General features: G+C 72.7%; 19 protein-coding genes. 11 read left to right on the plus strand and 8 right to left on the minus strand.

What is annotated here, in order from left to right; translation table 11 throughout:
• Window positions 1–16 precede the first annotated feature (16 nt).
• Window positions 17–847, plus strand: coding sequence for a shikimate dehydrogenase (locus tag ABGB12_RS17530; protein WP_347679096.1), 831 nt, complete (start codon window positions 17–19; stop codon window positions 845–847).
• A 34-nt stretch (window positions 848–881) separates the two neighbouring features.
• Here ABGB12_RS17530 and ABGB12_RS17535 read toward each other — a convergent pair whose 3' ends face one another.
• The gene (locus ABGB12_RS17535; RefSeq protein ID WP_347679098.1) at window positions 882–2141 is read right to left on the minus strand and encodes a prenyltransferase/squalene oxidase repeat-containing protein; all 1260 of its coding nucleotides are present in this window, start codon (window positions 2139–2141) and stop codon (window positions 882–884) included.
• Between the two features lie 186 nt (window positions 2142–2327).
• On the opposite strand from ABGB12_RS17535, the gene ABGB12_RS17540 reads away from it, so the two are divergent.
• On the plus strand, window positions 2328–2945 hold the full coding sequence (locus ABGB12_RS17540; protein WP_347679100.1) for a hypothetical protein: 618 nt from the start codon (window positions 2328–2330) through the stop codon (window positions 2943–2945).
• Here ABGB12_RS17540 and ABGB12_RS17545 read toward each other — a convergent pair.
• Together ABGB12_RS17545 and ABGB12_RS17550 are read right to left on the minus strand one after the other, a co-directional pair.
• Window positions 2942–3814, minus strand: coding sequence for a carbohydrate kinase family protein (locus ABGB12_RS17545; protein ID WP_347679102.1), 873 nt, complete (start codon window positions 3812–3814; stop codon window positions 2942–2944). The genes ABGB12_RS17540 and ABGB12_RS17545 overlap by 4 nt on opposite strands.
• Complete coding sequence (locus ABGB12_RS17550; RefSeq protein WP_347679104.1) at window positions 3811–4257, minus strand: NUDIX domain-containing protein; 447 nt, start codon at window positions 4255–4257, stop codon at window positions 3811–3813. Before ABGB12_RS17550 ends, ABGB12_RS17545 begins: the two co-directional genes overlap by 4 nt.
• A 223-nt stretch (window positions 4258–4480) precedes the next feature.
• Between ABGB12_RS17550 and ABGB12_RS17555 the strand changes: the two genes are divergently transcribed.
• Window positions 4481–5578 carry a saccharopine dehydrogenase NADP-binding domain-containing protein gene (locus tag ABGB12_RS17555; RefSeq protein WP_347679106.1) on the plus strand — a complete coding sequence of 366 codons (1098 nt, stop codon included), beginning with the start codon at window positions 4481–4483 and terminating at the stop codon, window positions 5576–5578.
• Between the two features lie 3 nt (window positions 5579–5581).
• Here ABGB12_RS17555 and ABGB12_RS17560 read toward each other — a convergent pair whose 3' ends face one another.
• Window positions 5582–6565, minus strand: a complete 984-nt coding sequence (locus ABGB12_RS17560) for a serine protease (RefSeq protein ID WP_347679108.1) — start codon at window positions 6563–6565, stop codon at window positions 5582–5584.
• 162 nt (window positions 6566–6727) lie between these two features.
• On the opposite strand from ABGB12_RS17560, the gene ABGB12_RS17565 reads away from it, so the two are divergent.
• Window positions 6728–6880 carry a hypothetical protein gene (locus ABGB12_RS17565; RefSeq protein WP_347679110.1) on the plus strand — a complete coding sequence of 51 codons (153 nt, stop codon included), beginning with the start codon at window positions 6728–6730 and terminating at the stop codon, window positions 6878–6880.
• Window positions 6881–6905: 25 nt separating this feature from the next.
• Here ABGB12_RS17565 and ABGB12_RS17570 read toward each other — a convergent pair whose 3' ends face one another.
• Together ABGB12_RS17570 and ABGB12_RS17575 are read right to left on the minus strand one after the other, a co-directional pair.
• Entirely contained in the window at window positions 6906–7589 is a 684-nt protein-coding gene (locus ABGB12_RS17570) for a YceI family protein (RefSeq protein ID WP_347679112.1), read from the minus strand.
• 130 nt (window positions 7590–7719) lie between these two features.
• Entirely contained in the window at window positions 7720–8943 is a 1224-nt protein-coding gene (locus ABGB12_RS17575) for a beta-ketoacyl-[acyl-carrier-protein] synthase family protein (protein ID WP_347679114.1), read from the minus strand.
• Between the two features lie 99 nt (window positions 8944–9042).
• Between ABGB12_RS17575 and ABGB12_RS17580 the strand changes: the two genes are divergently transcribed.
• A complete protein-coding gene (locus ABGB12_RS17580) occupies window positions 9043–9813 on the plus strand; it encodes an NUDIX domain-containing protein (RefSeq protein ID WP_347679116.1) in 771 nt (256 codons plus the stop codon).
• Window positions 9814–9851: 38 nt separating this feature from the next.
• Here the strand turns inward: ABGB12_RS17580 and ABGB12_RS17585 are convergent, their stop codons facing one another.
• Together ABGB12_RS17585 and ABGB12_RS17590 are read right to left on the minus strand one after the other, a co-directional pair.
• A complete protein-coding gene (locus ABGB12_RS17585) occupies window positions 9852–10577 on the minus strand; it encodes a phosphonatase-like hydrolase (protein WP_347679118.1) in 726 nt (241 codons plus the stop codon).
• Window positions 10574–11335, minus strand: a complete 762-nt coding sequence (locus tag ABGB12_RS17590; protein ID WP_347679120.1) for a GntR family transcriptional regulator — start codon at window positions 11333–11335, stop codon at window positions 10574–10576. The genes ABGB12_RS17585 and ABGB12_RS17590 overlap by 4 nt, the downstream gene beginning before the upstream one ends.
• Before the next feature lie 144 nt (window positions 11336–11479).
• Between ABGB12_RS17590 and ABGB12_RS17595 the strand changes: the two genes are divergently transcribed.
• Genes ABGB12_RS17595 through ABGB12_RS17620 form a run of 6 tightly spaced genes read left to right on the plus strand, consistent with a single transcriptional unit; the run spans window position 11480 to window position 17289 of the window.
• Entirely contained in the window at window positions 11480–12619 is a 1140-nt protein-coding gene (locus ABGB12_RS17595) for a TIGR03364 family FAD-dependent oxidoreductase (protein ID WP_347679122.1), read from the plus strand.
• A gap of 59 nt (window positions 12620–12678) precedes the next feature.
• The gene (locus ABGB12_RS17600) at window positions 12679–13599 is read left to right on the plus strand and encodes a phosphate/phosphite/phosphonate ABC transporter substrate-binding protein (RefSeq protein WP_347679124.1); all 921 of its coding nucleotides are present in this window, start codon (window positions 12679–12681) and stop codon (window positions 13597–13599) included.
• A 10-nt stretch (window positions 13600–13609) separates the two neighbouring features.
• Window positions 13610–14440: a phosphonate ABC transporter ATP-binding protein gene (locus tag ABGB12_RS17605; protein WP_347679126.1), complete on the plus strand. Its 831-nt coding sequence runs from the start codon at window positions 13610–13612 to the stop codon at window positions 14438–14440.
• Window positions 14437–15282 carry a phosphonate ABC transporter, permease protein PhnE gene (gene phnE / locus ABGB12_RS17610; protein WP_347679128.1) on the plus strand — a complete coding sequence of 282 codons (846 nt, stop codon included), beginning with the start codon at window positions 14437–14439 and terminating at the stop codon, window positions 15280–15282. The genes ABGB12_RS17605 and phnE overlap by 4 nt, the downstream gene beginning before the upstream one ends.
• Window positions 15279–16364, plus strand: a complete 1086-nt coding sequence (locus tag ABGB12_RS17615; protein WP_347679130.1) for an alcohol dehydrogenase catalytic domain-containing protein — start codon at window positions 15279–15281, stop codon at window positions 16362–16364. The genes phnE and ABGB12_RS17615 overlap by 4 nt, the downstream gene beginning before the upstream one ends.
• A 13-nt stretch (window positions 16365–16377) precedes the next feature.
• Window positions 16378–17289 carry a LysR family transcriptional regulator gene (locus ABGB12_RS17620; protein ID WP_347679132.1) on the plus strand — a complete coding sequence of 304 codons (912 nt, stop codon included), beginning with the start codon at window positions 16378–16380 and terminating at the stop codon, window positions 17287–17289.
• The last annotated feature ends 112 nt before the right edge of the window (window positions 17290–17401 follow it).

Below are 17401 nucleotides of genomic sequence, written 5' to 3' on the forward strand. Positions count from 1 at the left end.
TCGAGAAGAATCGCGAGTGACCCGCCGCGCGGCCGTCCTCGGCTCGCCGATCCGGCACTCCCTCTCTCCCGTCCTGCACCGGGCCGCCTACGCGGCCCTGGGGCTGGACGACTGGACGTACGAGATCCACGAGTGCGGGGAGGACGGGCTCGCCGGGTTCCTCGCCGAGCCGTGGGCGGGCCTGTCCCTGACGATGCCGCTGAAGCGCACGGCGCTGAAGCTGGCGGACGAGTGCAGCGAGCTGGCGGTGAAGGTCGGGGGAGCGAACACGCTCATCCCGCGTGACGGCCGCTGGGTGGGCGACAACACCGACGTCTACGGCATCGTCACCGCTCTCGCGGAGGGCGGCGTGACCGGGCTGGACGAACTCGTCGTGCTCGGCGGCGGAGCCACGGCCGCGTCGATGCTCGCCGCGGCGGCGCAGCTGGGCGCCACGAGGGCGACGCTGGCCGTCCGGACGCCCGCGCGGGCGGCCCAGACGGCCGAGGTCGGCGAGCGCTTCGGGCTGAAGACGCGGATCGCGACCCTCGAGGAACTCCCCGGCCTGCTCGACACCGACCTGGTGGTCTCGACCCTCCCCGGTGACGGCGCCCTGCCGTTCACCGGTCCGGTCGCGGAGGCCGGCGTCCCCGTCTTCGACGTGGTCTACTCGCCGTGGCCGACCTCGCTGGCCCGCGCCGTCCTGGCCCGCGGGGGCACGGTCGTCAGCGGCTACGCCATGCTGCTGCACCAGGCGGTCCGCCAGGTGACGCTGATGACCGGCCGCACGGACGTCCCGGTGGAGGCCATGCGCGCCGCCGGGGAGGCGGAACTGGCCCGCCGCCTGCGCGAAGCGGACTCCGCCTGAGGCCTCCCGGCCGGGTCCTTCGCCGACCGGGGGATCAGGTCCGGGACTTGAAGGCCTCCTGAAGGGGGATCAGCGCCAGGGGGATGACCAGCCCCACCCAGAAGACCTCGCCGTCCCACCAGCCGGCCAGGACGCCTCCGCCGATCAGGGCGCACAGGAGCACCAGGGCGGCGTACGCCCAGTAGCGCCGCAGGAGGCGGGAGATCCCGGCCGTCCACAGCGCCGGAGCCAGGGAGAAGAGCGGCTTGCGGCGGGCCGGGCCCCGGCGGATGACGACGGCGTCCCGCAGCCAGACGACGAGGTCGTCGGGGCGGAAGAGCGGCTGACGGTACACGTGCGTGACGGCCTGGAGCGACCACCACAGGCTCCACAGGGATGGAAGCCCGCCCGGCTGGGTGTGGTCGCCCCAGATGTGGCTGCCGGGGCTGACTTCCAGGATGCGTTCCAGGGCGGGGCCGACCTGCGCCACCGGCGGGCCGTCGGGGTGGTGCAGCAGCGCGGTCAGCGCCAGCGGCAGGCCGTAGTGCCACAGGTTGAGCCGCCACGCGCCGCCGTTCTCGGGGACGACGGTGTAGGTCTCGATCCATTTGTGCTGGTTGCCGGGGTCCATCGCCAGCCGCCGGGTGAGCCACGCGAAGGCCGGCAGGTGCCGGGGCAGATCGTTCGGGCGCAGCTCGGCCAGGGTGATGAGGGCGAAGGCGGTGTGGGTGACGGTGGGGCCTCGCTCACCGCTGTTCTGGCCCCACACCCGGGCCTGGCTCACCGGCTCGGTGACGCGCCGGTCCAGCAGCCAGCGCACCCCGTCCGTGACGGCCTCCGCGTGCGGGTCGAGTTCGCCGAGGGCGCGCAGGGCCAGGCAGGTCAGCCAGACCCGGGAAGGCGCGCCGCGCATCGAGCCCCAGCCGCCGTCGGGGTTCTGCTGGGCGATCAGCCAGCGGGTGGCGCGGTACAGGTCGGGTGAGCTCTCGCGCAGGTCGCAGCGCACGCGGGCGAGGGCCCAGGTGATCCATCCGGTCGCCTCCACGACCGCCTGGCTCCCGCTGGTGCGGGTGGGCCATCCGCCGTCCTCCTGCTGGTGCTCGCGCAGGAAGCGCAGCGCCTGGTCCAGGTGGTCGGGCGGTTCCCCGCAGGCGGCGAAGCAGGCGAGCGCCAGCGCGGTCGCCGTGGCGCCGGGCTCCCCGCCGAGCTCGTGGTACCAGCCTCCGGAGGAGTCGGCGAGGGGGCGGTAGTGGTCGCGCAGCGTCTCGACGGAGAGGGACAGATGATGCTGGAGGTCGCGAATGTCGAGGATCATCGCGCTCCGCTCCGGCGGCCGGTACCGCCCTCGATGGTCGATCGTCTCGGGTAGTGATTATCTTTCCCCCCGGTGCCGTTTGGTCAAATATCCATGACTCTTCGCTGTCTCGCCCTACGATGAGGATGCACATGGTGACATGACGGCTTCAAAGAGTGGGAAAAAACGGCGTGCGAGGAGAAGACCTTGCGTGACTGCGTGCTCTGCCCGCCGCTGCGCTTCCGGCTCAACCACATGGCGGAGCTCCCTCCGGCGGTGCTGGCGTGCGATTCCGACTTCTATCTGACGCCCGACCTGGCGCCGCTCGTCGAGGGGCATCTGCTGCTGGTCAGCGAACGGCACTGGCAGTGCGGCGGGCAGCTGCCGCCCGCACTGTGGGAGCGGGTGGCGCGGTGGCGGGCCGAGGTCTCGGACTGGTACTCCCGCGCCTACGGGCATCCCGGCGTCCTGGCGCTGGAGCACGGCCCGGCGGTCCCGGGCGGCGGGGGCGCGTGCGTCGACCACTTCCATCTGCATCTGCTGCCCGACTCCGGGGAGCTGGACGGCCGGGTGCGCGCGGCGGCAGAGGCCGCGGGCCTCACCGGGAGCACGGCGAGCCACGAGACCCTGAGCGCGCTCCACGGACGGGGGCGCTCCTACGTGCTGGTCGGCGAGCGGGTGTATCCGGCCGACGTGCTGCCCGGCCAGTTCCTGCGCGGCGCGGTGCTCGACGGCTCGCCCGTCTGGCGCTGGCAGGAGCTGTTCGGCCTGCCCGACAGCCGCGAGCGGTTCCAGGCCACGGTCGAGGCCCTCGCGCCGCGCTAACGGTTCGACAGCCACCAGTAGAGCTCGCTGGCGGTCAGCCGGTCGCCGAAACCGGTGCGTTCGGTGACTCCCGAGCGGAAACCGGTGGGGTAGTCCAGGCGCAGCCGCCCGCGCCGGTAGGCCAGCACGTGCTCCAACGCGGTGGGGCCGTCGCGCAGCAGCCACAGGGGGTCGTGGCCGGTGAGGCCGTCGAGCCGCCCGGGCAGGGGCGCGTCCTCCTCCAGCAGGCCGGCGAGGGTGGGCACCTCGGTGATGACGACGTCGGCGAGCTCCAGGGCGGGCAGGACGCCGGAGAGGGAGAGCCGGTCGGGGAGGTCGTGCGGGACCAGGTCGAAGGCGACGGGGGTGCCGTGGGAGCGGGCCAGTGCCATGGCCTCCAGCAGGGCGGCGCGGGACCGTTCCTCCAGGAGCGCGTAGCCGTCGGCGACCAGCAGGTCCGAGGCGGCGATGGCGGCCCGCCCGGCGCGGACGTCGTCGGAGGTGAGGCGCGGGGCCCGCTCTCCGGCGACGAGAAGGCGGGCGCCGGGGTCGCGGAGCATGACCGCGCAGCCGTTCTCCTGCTCGGGGTCGGCGTACAGCAGGTCGGTGACCCCCAGGTCGCGCAGGGCCGCGCGGATGACGGGGGTGAAGGAGTCGTCCCCGACCCGGCCGAGGATCCCGATGTGCTTGAAGTGCTCGCGGGCGTTCCTGGCGAAGTTGACGGCCGTGCCGGCGACGAGGGGCCGCAGGGGCGCGTACACCAGCCGGTCGGTGTCCATGCCGGTGAACCGGGCGGGGATCCGGGCGCGCAGCTCGATCCGCACGTCGCCCAGGACGGTCAGCGTGAACCTCGGCTCCGGCGGGGAGCCGAGCCAGCGGGCCGGGGTCATGCCAGATCGGCGCGGAAGTGTTCCAGTACGGGTTTGAGACTGGGGATGACGTCGTAGTCCCCCAGTTCGCGGACCGGCACCCAGGCGGCCTCGCCGAGGTGGTCGTCCGGGGCCCGGTGCTCGTCGGTGACGGAGAGCCCCCCGACCGGCTGGCAGGTGCGGGCCACGGCGACCACCCGCACGTCCTCTCCGGGCCCGTCGGGCATCCACCAGTCCCACAGGTGGAAGGGGGGACCGGGGTCGACCCGCAGCCCGACCTCCTCGTAGACCTCGCGGCGGATGTGGTCGTCGAGGTCGTCGTCCTGGGAGACCTTGAGGCGCCCGCCCGGCACCTCCCAGCAGCCCGGATGGTGCGGGTCCGAGGAGGACTTGCGGACCAGCAGCACCCGGTCGTGGTCCACGATGAAGGCCTTCTGCGCGAACTCCAGCCGAGGCTCCGGCATCTGTCGTCTCCCCACACCAGGACGGCACGAGAGGGTGTCCGCCGCGTCTCCAGGGTAACCGCGCTTTCGTCACCCGACACGCTCCTGGCCGGAACCTGACGCCTCGGCATCCCCGTGGCGACCGCTGGTCCTGCGCTGAGGGAGAGGGTGAGGGAGATGTTCCTCGAGCTGCCTTGATGGATATTGTGTCAATAGAACTTGGGGGCAATGGGAAGGAAATCGCATGGAACGCGAGTACGACGCGGTTCTGTATGGAGCGACCGGTTTCACCGGAGGACTCACCGCGGAGTACCTCGCCGCGAACGCCGGGGAGACGCGATGGGCGCTGGCCGGGCGCAACCGCGCCAAGCTGGAGGCGGTCCGCGAGCGGCTCGGCGTGGACGTCCCGCTGCTGCACGCGGACTCCGAGGACCCCGCCTCCCTGGAGGAGATGGCCCGGAGCAGCCGTTCCGTCATCAGCACCGTCGGCCCCTACCTGCGGTACGGCGAGCCGCTGGTCGAGGCGTGCGCCCTCAACGGCACCGACTACCTCGACCTCACCGGCGAGCCCGCGTTCGTCGACCTGATGTACGTGCGCCACCACCACCGCGCGCTGGAGTCGGGGGCCCGCCTGGTCCACGCGTGCGGGTTCGACTCGATCCCGCACGACCTAGGGGTCTTCTACACCGTCCAGCACCTGCCCGAGGGCGTGCCGCTGCGCGTCGAGGGGTTCGTGAGCGCCAGCGGCAGCGCGTCGGGCGGCACCATCGAGTCGGCCAAGGGCGTCATCTTCGATCCGCTCACCGGGCTGCGCGCCGCACGGGCGCGCTCCCGAATGGAGCACCTGCCGGAGGGCCGCCGCGCCAGGATCTCCCGCAGCCTCCTTCCGCACACCCGTCTGCGCGGCGGGTTCGCCGTTCCGCTGCCCACCCTCGACCCGCAGGTGGTCGTCCGCAGCGCGCGGGCGCTGGAGCGGTACGGGCCCGACTTCACCTACGGCCACTTCCTCGCGCTGACCAGGGGCGGCAGCCTCGCGGGGGACGGCGGGCTGCTCGAGATGCTGCGGCAGCAGCCGGGCGAGGGGCCCTCTGCGGAGAAACGCGCCAGGAACTGGTTCAGGGTGCGCTTCCACGGCGAAGGGGGCGGCCGGACGGTGAACACCGAGGTGGCGGGGGGAGACCCCGGCTACACCGAGACCGCCAAGATGCTCGCCGAGTCCGCGCTGTGCCTCCTGCACGACGACCTTCCGGAGACCGCCGGCCAGGTCACCACGGCGCAGGCCATGGGACAGGCGCTGGTCGACCGTCTCCAGCGGGCGGGGATCATCTTCCGGGTGCTGTGAGGCTCACGGTGCGCGGACGACGTCCTGCGGCGCCTCCTGGGCCGGCACCCGCACGGTGCGGATCCTGAAGAAGAGCTCCCTGGTCCACCTGTCGAAGAGCGGGCTGTAGAGCCTGGCCGCGCCCTGCTTCCGGAAACTGATCACCCCGACGACCCGCCCGTACCCCGACTTCTTCAGGTCGGTGATGAGCGGCCCGCCGCTGGCTCCGTGGGACATGTCGCACTTCAGGGAGGAGAACCGGTCTCCGCCGAGCGTGGCGGGGACCGTCCGTCCCTTGCACATGCGCAGGACGGTGCCGTTCTCGGGGTAGTCCTGGTTGCGGGGGTAGTGCTCGACGGCATAGCCGTACAGCCGCAGCCACACCCGGGTCTTCTTCGCGCCGAAGCGCAGGCTCTGCCCGCTCGTCTTCTTCTGGATGGTGCCCGAGGAGCGCCTGGACATGGCGACGAAGGCGTAGTCGAAGGCCGGGTCGGCCCGGTCCACCCACGGGGACCACATCAGCGTCCGGTACCCGTTCCACAGCCCGTGGGGGGTGGCCTCCTTGTCCAGGTCGGGGGCGAAGACCAGGGACCGGGCGTTCCAGCCGTCGTCGGGGTCCTGGAGGCAGTGCGCCGCGGTGAGCAGGACACTGCCGTTGCCCTTGCCCTTCTTGGGATACGCGGAGTTGACGACCGTGCCCGTGCAGGTGGCGACGCGCCCGTCCTCGCCGGTGATGTAGAGCCGGCCGATCTGCTTGAGAGGCGCCTTGCGGTGTCCCTTGGCGATCACGGCCTTGGTGATCGGAGGCGTCTTCGCGGGCTTCGCGGGCCGGACCTTCGCCGCACGCTCGGGCAGGTCCCGGGGATGGGCCTCGGCCCGGCGCATCCGCTCTGCGGTCCATGCGCCCGGCACGTCGAGCGTCCTGGCGACGGGGGAGGGCGCGGGCGCCGCCCGGACGGGGGAGGACAGGCCGGCGGCGAGCAGCAGAGCGGTGGGGAGCGTCGTCAAGCGGGTGACGGTGTGCACTACGGCTCCGAATCAGAGGGGGGTTAGAGTGATAACTCTATAAATTTCACTATCTGGTGTGGAGGGTTACGGTCTGGCGAAGATCGTTGACACTTGCGGTGATCTGCGTCACTGTGGAGTCGGTTCGCTGGAAGGAAGAAGAAGATGACAGGGCGCAGGATCATGGCCGGTGTCGCCGGGGCCGCCGCCTTCGCGGCGCTGACCGGGGTCGCGGTGGGAATCGCCGGAGTGAACACGGCCCGTGGCGACGTCACGGACTGGACGGATCACGACGCGTTCGCCGACGCCGACGACTGAGGCCTGAACCGGCCGCTCGGAGGGGTCAGCGGGTGAACTTCAGCAGGAACTCCACCATGCCGTCGTCCTCCACCTCGATGCCGGGGAAGCCGGGGTTGGAGATGCCGTAGTCGGTGAACCGCACCGGGATCTGGCCGCTGACCTCGAAGGAGCCGGCCGCGGTGCGGGAGGCGGTGACCTCGAAGGCGACCTTGTTGCTCTCGCCCTTGAGGGTCAGTTCGCCGGTGGCCTCGGCCTTGGTCCGAGAGCCGACGGCCGGCAAGGAGCCGAGTTCGATGGGCTCGGTCAGGGTGAACTTCGACGTGGGATAGGTCGCGGTGTCCATGATGCGGCCGCGGAACTGGCCGTCGCGCTGGTCCTTGTCGCTCCTGACGCTCGCCATGTCGACGGTGAAGGAACCCTCGCCCACCGACGTGCCGCTGATCGTCAGGGTGCCGGTGACCTGGTCGGTGCGGCCCACGGCCTCGACCCTCTGGCCGAAGAGGACCTCCTTGACCCGGTATCCGGCCTGGGAGCCGGAGGCGACCTTCCACGCGCCGTCCGCGGAGGCGGACTCACCGGCGGCCTCGGGGGAGGCGGCGGTACCGACGCTCAGCTTCTCGGGGGCGTCGTCCGCGAGGAAGCGGGTGTAGACGAACGGCGCCACGACGAACGCCAGCAGCAGGGCGGCCACGCCGCCGATGATCCATGTCTTCAGGGAGCGGCTCATGCGCGATCTGGTCTCCGTCCGGATCGGGGTTGCTTGAAGACTCAAGGATCATCTTGAAGGTTCAAGCATAAACGGCGGATAAGAGCCGTCCCCTTACTCCATGACGGGTCCTGTCCCCGCCGTACCGGGGTCACGCGGGGACGAGGATCAGGGTGGCGTCGTGACCGCCGAATCCGAAGGAATTGGATAGGACGGGCGCGGGGGAGATGCGCCGGGGTTCGCCGTGGACGACGTCGATCGGGTCGGCGTCCGGGCCGCCGGCGAAGTTGGCGGTCGGCGGGACCAGCCCGGAGCGGGCGGACAGCAGCGCGAAGACCGCTTCGACCGCCCCGCCCGAGCCGAGCAGGTGGCCGGTGACGCCCTTGGTGGCGGTCACCGGCGGAGATCCCGCCGGGAAGCAGCTCTCGATGGCTCGGGCCTCGGCCCGGTCGTTGTGGATGGTGGCCGTGGCGTGGGCGTTCACGTGGCCGATGTCGCAGGGGGCCAGGCGGGCGTCGTCCAGGGCCGCCCGCATCGTCCGCGCGGCGACCCGGCCGTCCTCCAGCGGCTGCACGATGTGCCCGGCGTCGGCGCCCGCCGCGTAACCGGCGAGCTCGCCGTAGACGCGCGCGCCCCGGGCCTCGGCGAGGTCCGCGCGTTCCAGCACCAGGAAGGCGGCGGCCTCGGCCATCACGAACCCGTCGCGGTCCCGGTCGAAGGGGCGGGACGCCTCGTGGGGAGCCTCGTTACGCCGGGACAGGGCGCTGATGCGGGCGAAGGCGGCGACCGCGAACGGGGTGAGCATCGCCTCCACCCCGCCGGCGATCGCACGGTCGATCCGTCCGTACCGGATGGCCGTCATCGCCTCTCCGAGCGCGACCGCTCCGCTGGCGCAGGCGCAGCTGAACGTCAGGCAGGGTCCCTGGAGCCCGTGCCGGATGGAGATGCGCGCCGCCGTCGCGTTCGGCATGATCATCGGTACCGAGGCGACCGGGAGGCGTTCGCGGGGCACGGTGCCCAGGTCGGCGGTGTAGGCGATGTGCGCGCCGCCCGTCCCGACGTAGGTGCCGCTTCTGCTCTGCTCGGCGGGCCGCTCGCCCGGCTCGTCCAGCCCGGCGTCGGTCCAGGCGTCCGCCGCGGCGGCGACGCCGAGCCGGGTGGGCCGGTCGAGGTGGCGCAGCCGGTGCGGGGGGAAGTACTCCTCGGGAGCGAACCCGTTCACCGGGCAGCCGAAGGTCACCGGGACCCCGGCGTCGAGCAGTTCGGGCAGGTGAATCGCCATGGACTTACCCGACAGGACCGTCGAGAAGGCTTCCTCGATGGTGCTTCCCGCCGGGCTCTTGATGCCCATTCCGGTGACGGCGACACGGTACAAGGGACCTCCCGAATCCAGTTCGGTGCGGAACCTACCACGTGTCGCAGCTCACAAATTTAGCCTCAACTGATAAAAACCGAAGAGAAAGTGCCCCTGCCGATGCCTGATGCCTACAGCGCCCGCAGAAAGAAGCTCGTCCGTGACCTGATTCCGCAGCTCATGCGGGAGGCGGGCAAAGAACCCGACGTGTACGTCGCCGAACGGGACAGGCTGCGGGATCTGCTGCTGGCCAAGCTCTACGAGGAGGCCGACGAGTTCGCCGCCGACCCCTCGCCGTCCGAACTGGCGGACCTGCTGGAGGTCGTGCTGGCGCTCGCCGACGAGATCGGCTGCGGGACGGGGGAGCTGGAGCGGGTCCGGGCGGCCAAGGCCGCCGAGCGGGGCGGTTTCACCGAGGGATTCGTGCTGCGCGGGGTGACGCCCCCCGCCCGGCCGACCGTCCGCAAGGCCCGGGCCCTGGTGCTGGACGGCGCCGACCTGCTGCTGTTCCGGCGGACGCCGCCGGGCGTCGCCCCGTACTGGACGACGCCCGGCGGCAAGGTCGAACCGGATGACCCGGACATACAGGCGGCGGCGCGCCGGGAACTGCTGGAGGAACTCGGCGCGACGGCCGGGCCGCTGCGGAGTGTCTTCACCTACACCGAGCACCGTCCCGGGGCCGACTACGTCCACCGGTTCTTCCTGTGCCGGCTGGAGTCGATGGACCTGTCCCTGCGCTGCGGCCCGGAATTCGACGACCCGACCCGGGGCGGGTACGACCTCGAGCGTCTCCCGTGCGCGGCGAAGTCCTTCGAGAGCCTGCCCCTGTGGCCGCCGCAGCTGCGCGACTTCCTGGTCGAGCAGGCGGACGGGCTGCCCTCCCTGGTCTGAGGGGCGCGGAGAGGGAGGCCCCGGGGTGCGGGCGGGCCTTACAGGAGGGAGGGAAGGTCGGCGACCGAGTCCAGCAGGTGGGTGTGGCGGTGCCGGCCCAGTTCGACGGCGGTCGCGGCGCCGGTGAGGACGCCCGCGACGAAGCCCGCTCCCGCGTTGCGGCCGGCGGCCAGATCGTTGGGGGTGTCGCCGGCGGTGAGGACGCGGGCGACGTCGGTGACGCGGGCGAGTTCCATCGCGCGGAAGACGAGGTACGGGGCGGGGCGGCTGACCGGGACCTCGTCGCTGGAGACGAGGCCGTCGACGGTGCCGCCGACGGTCCAGCCCAGGGCGTCGAGTATGGACTCGGCGATGTCGCGGGAGTAGCCGGTCTGCAGGACGACCTTGACGCCCGCCGCGCGCAGCCCGGCGATGGCCTCCGCCGCGCCGGGGACGGGCACCGGCGGGCTCGCCGCGTACGCGGCGCCGAGGCGGGCGGCGAAGTCGGCGTAGACCTCCTCGACCGCCTCGGCGGGGGCCGAGCCGGTCAGCTCGGTCAGCAGCCCCGCGATGGCCTCGTCCTTGCTCGTGCCCGTCCAGCGGCGCAGCACCGCCTCGGGGACGGGACGGCCCAGGCGGGCCTCGACGGACTGGGCGACCGCCCGGTACACGGCGCCTCCCTCCTGCACGGTGGTGCCCGCCATGTCGAGGGCGGCCAACTCGAACGCGGGCGGCCGCGACGCGGGGGCGGTCCGAGGGCCGGGGCGGTCGGTGGTCGTGGTCACGAGGGTCCTCCTGGGTCGGACATGTCACGGACGACAGCCAGCCGCTGCGTCCGGGCGTTGGCGATGGTGAAGGTCGCGCGGTCGGGGCGGTAGCGGTCGTCGGCGTATTCGACGGGACGGCCGTCGCTCGTCTTGGTGGTGCGGCGCTCGCGCAGCAGGGGGCTTCCTTCTTCGACCTCGAGCAGGTCGGCGTCGTGGGCGGGCGCCGCGATCGCGTCGATGGTGTGGGTGGCCACCGCGAGGTCCGCGCCCCGGGCGGTCAGGCCCGCGTAGATGGATCCGGCGTCGAGGTCGAACTCGAACAGCAGCATGCCCAGGTCGAGGACGAACGAGCTGCGCTCCAGCATGACGGGATGGCCGTCGATCAGTCGCAGCCGCAGCACGTCCACCACGGGGTCGCCGGGCCGCAGGCCGAGCGCGGCGGCCGCGGTGACCCCGGCGCCGCGCCGGGCGACCTCGATGGTGTGCTGGCCGGGGCGGTGGCCGGACTGCTCGGCCCACGCGGTGAACGACAGGAAGGTCTCGAACGGCTGGCCCATCGGCTGGCGGCTGACGACCGGCTGGCGACCCTGGCCGCCCTCGATGAGGCCCTCGTTGCGCAGCGCCGACAGCGCCTGGCGGACCGTGCCCCGGGAGGCGCCGAACTCCTCGGCGAGCTGCGCCTCCGAAGGCAGCGGCCCGCCGACCGGCAGAGTGCCGTCGACGATCCGTCCGCGCAGCGTTCCGGCGACTCTGGCATGCAGGGGTTCGGGCGGCATGAGATGAACATACAAGTTCGAGGCCGAGCTGTGTCAACGGGGGAAAGAAGGCTCAATTAACCAGGTGAACGGCTTCTAAACTTGTCTGTACAAGAAGGCTCCACATGTTGACGGCCGTCGATCTCGGTGGGCAGCCTTCTCGCCGTGACCAGCCTGCCGGAGCCGAGCGCTCTCCCCAGTTCCCCGGTCGACCTCCTCGTGGTCGGCGCGGGCGTCGTCGGCCTCGCCCACGCCGTCGAGGCTCACCTGCGCGGCCTGTCGGTCGCGGTCGTGGAACGCGACGCGTTCGCGGTGGGAGCCTCGGTGCGGAACTTCGGGCACATCTGCACGACCGCGCAGGACGGAACCGCGCTCGCCTATGCGCTGGCCGCCCGGGAACGGTGGCTGTGGCTGGCCGAGAAGGCCGGCTTCACGGCTCTGGAATGCGGGACCGTCGTGGTCGCCCGGCGGCCGGACGAGCTGACCGTGCTGGAGGAGTTCGCGGCCGTCCGAGGGCCGGACCAGGTCGTGCTGCTGGACCGCGCCGGCGTGGCCACCCACCTGCCCGCGCATGACTCCGCGGTGGTCGGCGGCGCGTACCTCCCTCTCGACCTGCGGGTCGACCCGCGGGAGGTGATCCCGGCGGTGTCCGGCTGGCTGGCCGAACAGGGCGTGCCGATCACGTGGCGGACCAACGTGCTGGCGGTCGAGCCGGGACTGGTCCGCACGACCCGGGGCGACGTCCGCGCGGCCCGCACCGTCGTCGCGGTCGGGCACGACGTCGACCGCCTGCTGCCCGAGGTGGCCGACGACGCCGGGCTGACCCGGTGCCGTCTGCAGATGCTGCAGGTCGCCGTGCCGAAAGAGGTGCGGGTGCGGCCGGGCGTGCTGACCGGCCTCTCCTTGCTGCGCTACCGGGGGTTCGCCTCCCTCCCGGCGGCGGAGCGGGTGCGGGCCCGCGTCGAGCGGGAATCCCCCGAGCTCGCCGACGCCGTCGTCAACCTGATGTTCACCCAGCGACCGGACGGCGACATCGTCCTCGGCGACACCCACCACTACGCGCCGACCCATGAGCCGTTCGGTGACGAGGCGCTCGCCGAGCTGGTGCTGCGTGAGGGCTCCCGCCTGCTCGGCGTGCCGGGGCTGCGGGTGCGCAAGCGCTGGCACGGCGTCTACGCCTCGGCCCCCGCCGACTTCCTCGACCGGGAGGTGGCCGACGGCGTGCGCGTCGTGTCCGTCACCTCCGGCATCGGGATGACCACCGCCCACGGACTGGCCGGTGCCGTCCTCGACGCCCTGATCTGACCCCCGACCCCGACCCTCCCTCCGGTCCGCTCCGGCGAAATTCCCGAAAGGTCCCTTTCATGCGCCGCATCCGGCTCGCTCTCACCGCCGCCGTCCTCGTCCCGCTCACCGCGCTCGGCCTCGCGGCCTGCGGTGACGACAAGCCCGAGACCACCGCCGCCGACAAGTCGTCCACCTGCCCGAACGGCAAGATCCGGTTCGGCGTGGAGCCGTTCGAGGACCCCGCCAAGCTCACCCCCGCCTACCAGGCGCTCGGCAAGGCGCTGGAGGCCAGGCTGAACTGCCCGGTCGAGGTGCAGATCGTGCAGGGCTACTCGGCCGAGGTACTGGCCATGCAGAACGGCAAGCTCGACATCGGCCAGTTCGGCCCGCTCGGGTACGTCTTCGCCTCCCGGCGCTCGGGTGCCGAGGCGGTCGTCACGTTCGGCAACCCCGACGGCTCCATGTCCACCTACAAGGCGGGCATCTGGGTGCCCAAGGACAGCCCGATCAACGACGTCGCCGGGCTCAGGGGCAAGAAGCTGGCCCTGTCGGAGGCCGGCTCGACCTCCGGGGACGCCCTGCCCCGGTACGCCATCCGCAAGACCGGCATGAAGGACACCGACGTCCAGATCAACTACGCGGGCGGTCACCCGCAGGCGCTGCTCGCGCTGACGTACGGCAAGGTCGACGCGGCCGAGATCAACACGCAGCAGCTGGCCGTCGCCACCAAGGAGGGCAAGTTCGACACCTCCGAGTACAAGCAGATCTGGTCCTCCGACCCGATCGCCAACGACCCGATCACGGTCGCCAAGAGCCTGGACCCGGCGCTCAAGAAGGCCATCACCGAGGCGCTGACCTCGCTCACCCCGCAGGAGGTGGCCCAGGTCGGCGCGTACCTCGACGTCGAGCCCGGCCCGCTGATCCCGGTCACCCAGCAGACCTACCAGCCGCTGTTCGACCTGGCCGACACCCTCGGCCTGACCGACAAGGACCTGTAGGCCCCCGGTGATGTCGACCAGCGATCAGCGGACCCCGCCGGCGGGGTCCGCCCCCGCCCCCGGCTCCGCCCTGACGGTGCGCGGCCTGTCCAAGGCGTTCGGCGGCCGGACCGTGCTGTCCGGGTTCGACCTGGACGTGGCGCCGGGCGAGGTGGTGGCCCTGCTCGGCGCCAACGGCTCGGGCAAGTCGACCGCCCTGAAGTGCGCGATCGGCCTGGTGCGCCCGGACGCGGGACAGGTCCGCGTCGACGGCGAAGACCTGCTCGACGGCTCGCACCGGGCCGACCGGGCCCGGACCCGCGTCGCCATGGTGTTCCAGCAGATCCACCTCGTCCGGCGCCGGTCCGCGCTGGACAACGTGTGCGCCGGGGCGCTCGGGCGGCTGCCGCTGCGCCGGTCCTGGTCGTCGCTCGTCTTCCCGCGCGACCTGCGCGAGGAGGCGATGGCGTGCCTGGACCGCGTCGGGCTCGCCGACCGGGCGCACGACCGGGTCGCGGCGCTGTCCGGCGGGCAGCAGCAGCGGGTCGCGCTGGCCCGCGCGCTGTGCCAGCGGGCGGCGGTGCTGCTGGCCGACGAGCCGGTCTCCGCGCTCGACCCGTCCGCGGCGGAGAACGTCATGCGGGTCATGACCGACCTGGCGCGCGGCGAGGCCCTCGCCGTGGCGGCGGTCCTGCACCAGCCGGAGCTGGCCCGCCGCCACGCCGACCGGCTGGTGGGGCTGCGCGAGGGCCGGATCGTCTTCTCCGGCCCGGCGGACGAGATCCCCCAGGAGCTGGTCTCGTCCCTGTACGTGGCGCAGGAGCCCGCCGCCGGACCCGCCGGAGAGGAGAGGAACGCATGAGCGTGCTCACGCCCGGACGGCCGCACGGCCGCGCGCCAGGGCGCCTCGCCGTGCCCAGGAGACCGCCGAGCCCGCGGAAGGTCGTCACCGCGGTCCTGGTCACGGCCGTCCTGGCGGCCCTGCACACGGCCGCCTGGATCGGCACCGACATGGACCTCGGCATGCTCGCCGAGGGCTGGGACGGCATGGCGCGGTTCGTGTCCGAGGCGCTGCCGCCGGACCTGACCTGGTCGCCGGTCGTCCGGGACGGCCTGGACGCCTGCCTGGTCACCCTGTGGATCGGGTTGCTCGGCACGACCCTGTCCCTCCCGTTCACCATCGTGCTGGCGGCCCTCGGCTCCCGGACGACCGGGTGCAACGCCGCCGTGTACCAGGCCGCCCGCTCGACCATGTCGTTCCTGCGAGCCGTCCCTGACGTCGTGTTCGCCCTGATCTTCGTCACCGCCGTGGGGCTCGGGCCGTTCGCGGGCGTCCTCGCGCTGGTCTGCCACAACACCGGAGTGATGGGCAAGCTGTGGTCGGAGGCGATGGAGGAGACCGACGACGGCCCCGCGCAGGCGCTGCGCATCGCGGGCGCACGCAGGTCCCAGGTGGTGCTGCACGCCGTGCTGCCCGCCTGCCTGCCCCAGCTCGTCGGGCTCGTGCTGTACCGGCTGGACGTCAACGTCCGCACGTCGCTGGTGCTCGGCCTGGTCGGCGCCGGCGGCATCGGCTTCCTCATCAACCAGGCGATCCAGCTGTTCCGCTTCGACCAGATGCTCACCTACATCCTCATGGTGCTCGTCCTGGTCGTCGCGGTGGACATGCTCAGCTCGTTCGTCCGCAAGAGGCTCGCCGCATGAGCGCGCCCTCGCGCACGATCCGGCTCGACCCGCCCGCCACCGCCATGTTGTGGCCGGGGGTCGGCCTGGCGCACCGCGCGCTCCGCGTGCCGGAGGTCGCGCTGGGCTCCGGCGAGCTGCTCGTGGAGGTCGAACTGGCCACGGTGTGCGGGTCCGACCTGCACACGGTCTCCGGCCGCCGTCCGGGCCCGGCGCCGATGGTGCTCGGGCATGAGACCGTCGGCAGAGTCGCGCACCTCGGCCCCGGCCCCGCGCCGGTGGACGTGCGCGGACGGTCCGTCGCGCCGGGCGACCGCGTCGCCGTCGGGATCTACGCCGCCTGCGGGCACTGCCCGGCCTGCCGCCGCGGCCTGCCGCAGAAATGCGCGCATCTGTTCAAGTACGGGCACGCCCCGGGGGAGTCCCTCCACGGCGGATACGCGAGCCACCTGCACGTCCGAGCAGGCACCCCGCTCGCCGTCGTGCCGGAGGACCTCCCGGCGGGCGTGGCGGCGGCGATCGGCTGCGCGGCGGCTACGGCCGTGGCCGCCGTCGCGGCCGGGACCACCGGACTCGGGGACCTGACCGGCAGGAGGGCCACGGTGTGCGGCGCCGGGCTGCTCGGCCTGCTGGCCACGGCCATGCTGGCCGAACGCGGCGCGTCCGTCACAGTGATCGACCCGGACGCGTCGCGGCGCGCGGCGGCACCGGCCATGGGGGCCGCGGCGGCGCTGGACGCCACCGCCGAGCCTCCGGAGGCCGAGGTGTACCTGGAGCTGTCCGGCGCCGCCGCGGCGGCCCGCGCCGCCCCGCGCCGGACGGCCGTCGGCGGCGTCGTCGTGCTCGCAGGGACCGTGTCGCCCGGCGCCCCGCTCGACTGGGAGGCACAGGACGTCGTCCGGAGGCTGCTCACCGTCCGCGGCGTCCACAACTACACCCCGGCCCACCTCGCCGAGGCCGCCGCCTGGTCGGCCGAGGCCACCGCCCGCCGGCCGCTCGCAGACCTGTTCGGTGTCGCCCATCCGCTGGCCGACCTCGACCAGGCCCTCGAGGAGGCCGCCTGCGGCGCCGCCGTCCGTGTCGGCGTCGTCCCCCATGCCTGAGGAGCGTCCTGTCTTGCAGCTGAACCTGCACCGGTTGGGGATCTTCATGACGGTCGTCGAGTGCGGCGGGTTCTCCGCCGCCGCGAGCAAGCTCTACCTGTCCCAGCCCTCGGTCTCCCACCAGGTCAGGCAGCTGGAGCAGTCGCTGCGCACCGTCCTCATCGACCGCTCCGGCTCCCGTATCCGGCTCACTCCGGAGGGCGAGGTGCTGCTGGAGTACGCCAGGCGGGTGTTCCTGCTGGCCGACGAGGCCGTCGCGGCGATCCGGCGGGTGTCCGGGCTGCAGACCGGGACCCTCGTCGTCGGAGGGTCCACCACCGTCGCCAGCCACCTGCTGCCGCCTGCGCTCGCCGCGTTCCGCGACCGGTACGAGGGCATCGAGGTGGGGATCTTTGCGGGCAACGCCGAACAGGTCGAGAAGCGGCTCGTCGACGGGGAGATCGGCGTGGCCGTGATCGCCGGGGAGGTGCGGGCCCCGCAGCTGGTCGGCAGACCGATCATGGAGGACCGCCTGGTCCTCATCACGCCGCCGGGCCACCCGCTGGCGAGCGGACCGGAGCCGGTCCAGGAACGGCTCGTCGGCGAGCGGTTCCTGCTGCGCGAGCCGGGCTCCTCCACCCGCGCCCAGCAGGAGGAGCTACTGGAGCGCTGGGGCCTGGCCGGCGATGTCCGCACCACGGAGATCTGGGGCTCGGAGACGATCAAGCAGTCGGTCGCCGCCGGTCTCGGTGTGTCCGTGGTGTCCGAGCACTGCGTCGAGGGGGAGTCGGCGCAGCGGCTCCTGTCCGCCCGTCCCGTCGCCTCGGCGAGGCCCATCGTCCTGGCGCACCGCAGGGACCGCCTGCTCGGGCCCGCCGAGCAGGCTTTCATCGAACTCCTCCAGTCGATGCACACCTGGCCTGCGAGGTTGCGCGCCATCAGCTGACGGGCCGTTCCTTCTCGTGAATCCTCCGTGAACCCCAGGCGGCGCCGAGGCGGAGCGGACGGCGGTGGCCAGGTGAAACAGCGGCCATAGGGAGCGCCTATCGCGGCCATCG

It is taken from the genome of Actinocorallia sp. B10E7 (assembly GCF_039871655.1).
Taxonomy (GTDB): Bacteria; Actinomycetota; Actinomycetes; order Streptosporangiales; family Streptosporangiaceae; genus Actinocorallia.

Excerpts from the sequence above, each read along its gene's own strand:
- ABGB12_RS17535 (WP_347679098.1), bottom strand. The coding sequence starts at position 2,141 with ATGATCCTCGACATTCGCGACCTCCAGCATCATCTGTCCCTCTCCGTC.
- ABGB12_RS17545 (WP_347679102.1), bottom strand. The coding sequence starts at position 3,814 with ATGACCCCGGCCCGCTGGCTCGGCTCCCCGCCGGAGCCGAGGTTCACG.
- ABGB12_RS17550 (WP_347679104.1), bottom strand. The coding sequence starts at position 4,257 with ATGCCGGAGCCTCGGCTGGAGTTCGCGCAGAAGGCCTTCATCGTGGAC.
- ABGB12_RS17555 (WP_347679106.1), top strand. The coding sequence starts at position 4,481 with ATGGAACGCGAGTACGACGCGGTTCTGTATGGAGCGACCGGTTTCACC.
- ABGB12_RS17565 (WP_347679110.1), top strand. The coding sequence starts at position 6,728 with ATGACAGGGCGCAGGATCATGGCCGGTGTCGCCGGGGCCGCCGCCTTC.
- ABGB12_RS17570 (WP_347679112.1), bottom strand. The coding sequence starts at position 7,589 with ATGAGCCGCTCCCTGAAGACATGGATCATCGGCGGCGTGGCCGCCCTG.
- ABGB12_RS17580 (WP_347679116.1), top strand. The coding sequence starts at position 9,043 with ATGCCTGATGCCTACAGCGCCCGCAGAAAGAAGCTCGTCCGTGACCTG.
- ABGB12_RS17590 (WP_347679120.1), bottom strand. The coding sequence starts at position 11,335 with ATGCCGCCCGAACCCCTGCATGCCAGAGTCGCCGGAACGCTGCGCGGA.
- ABGB12_RS17600 (WP_347679124.1), top strand. The coding sequence starts at position 12,679 with ATGCGCCGCATCCGGCTCGCTCTCACCGCCGCCGTCCTCGTCCCGCTC.
- ABGB12_RS17605 (WP_347679126.1), top strand. The coding sequence starts at position 13,610 with ATGTCGACCAGCGATCAGCGGACCCCGCCGGCGGGGTCCGCCCCCGCC.
- phnE (WP_347679128.1), top strand. The coding sequence starts at position 14,437 with ATGAGCGTGCTCACGCCCGGACGGCCGCACGGCCGCGCGCCAGGGCGC.
- ABGB12_RS17615 (WP_347679130.1), top strand. The coding sequence starts at position 15,279 with ATGAGCGCGCCCTCGCGCACGATCCGGCTCGACCCGCCCGCCACCGCC.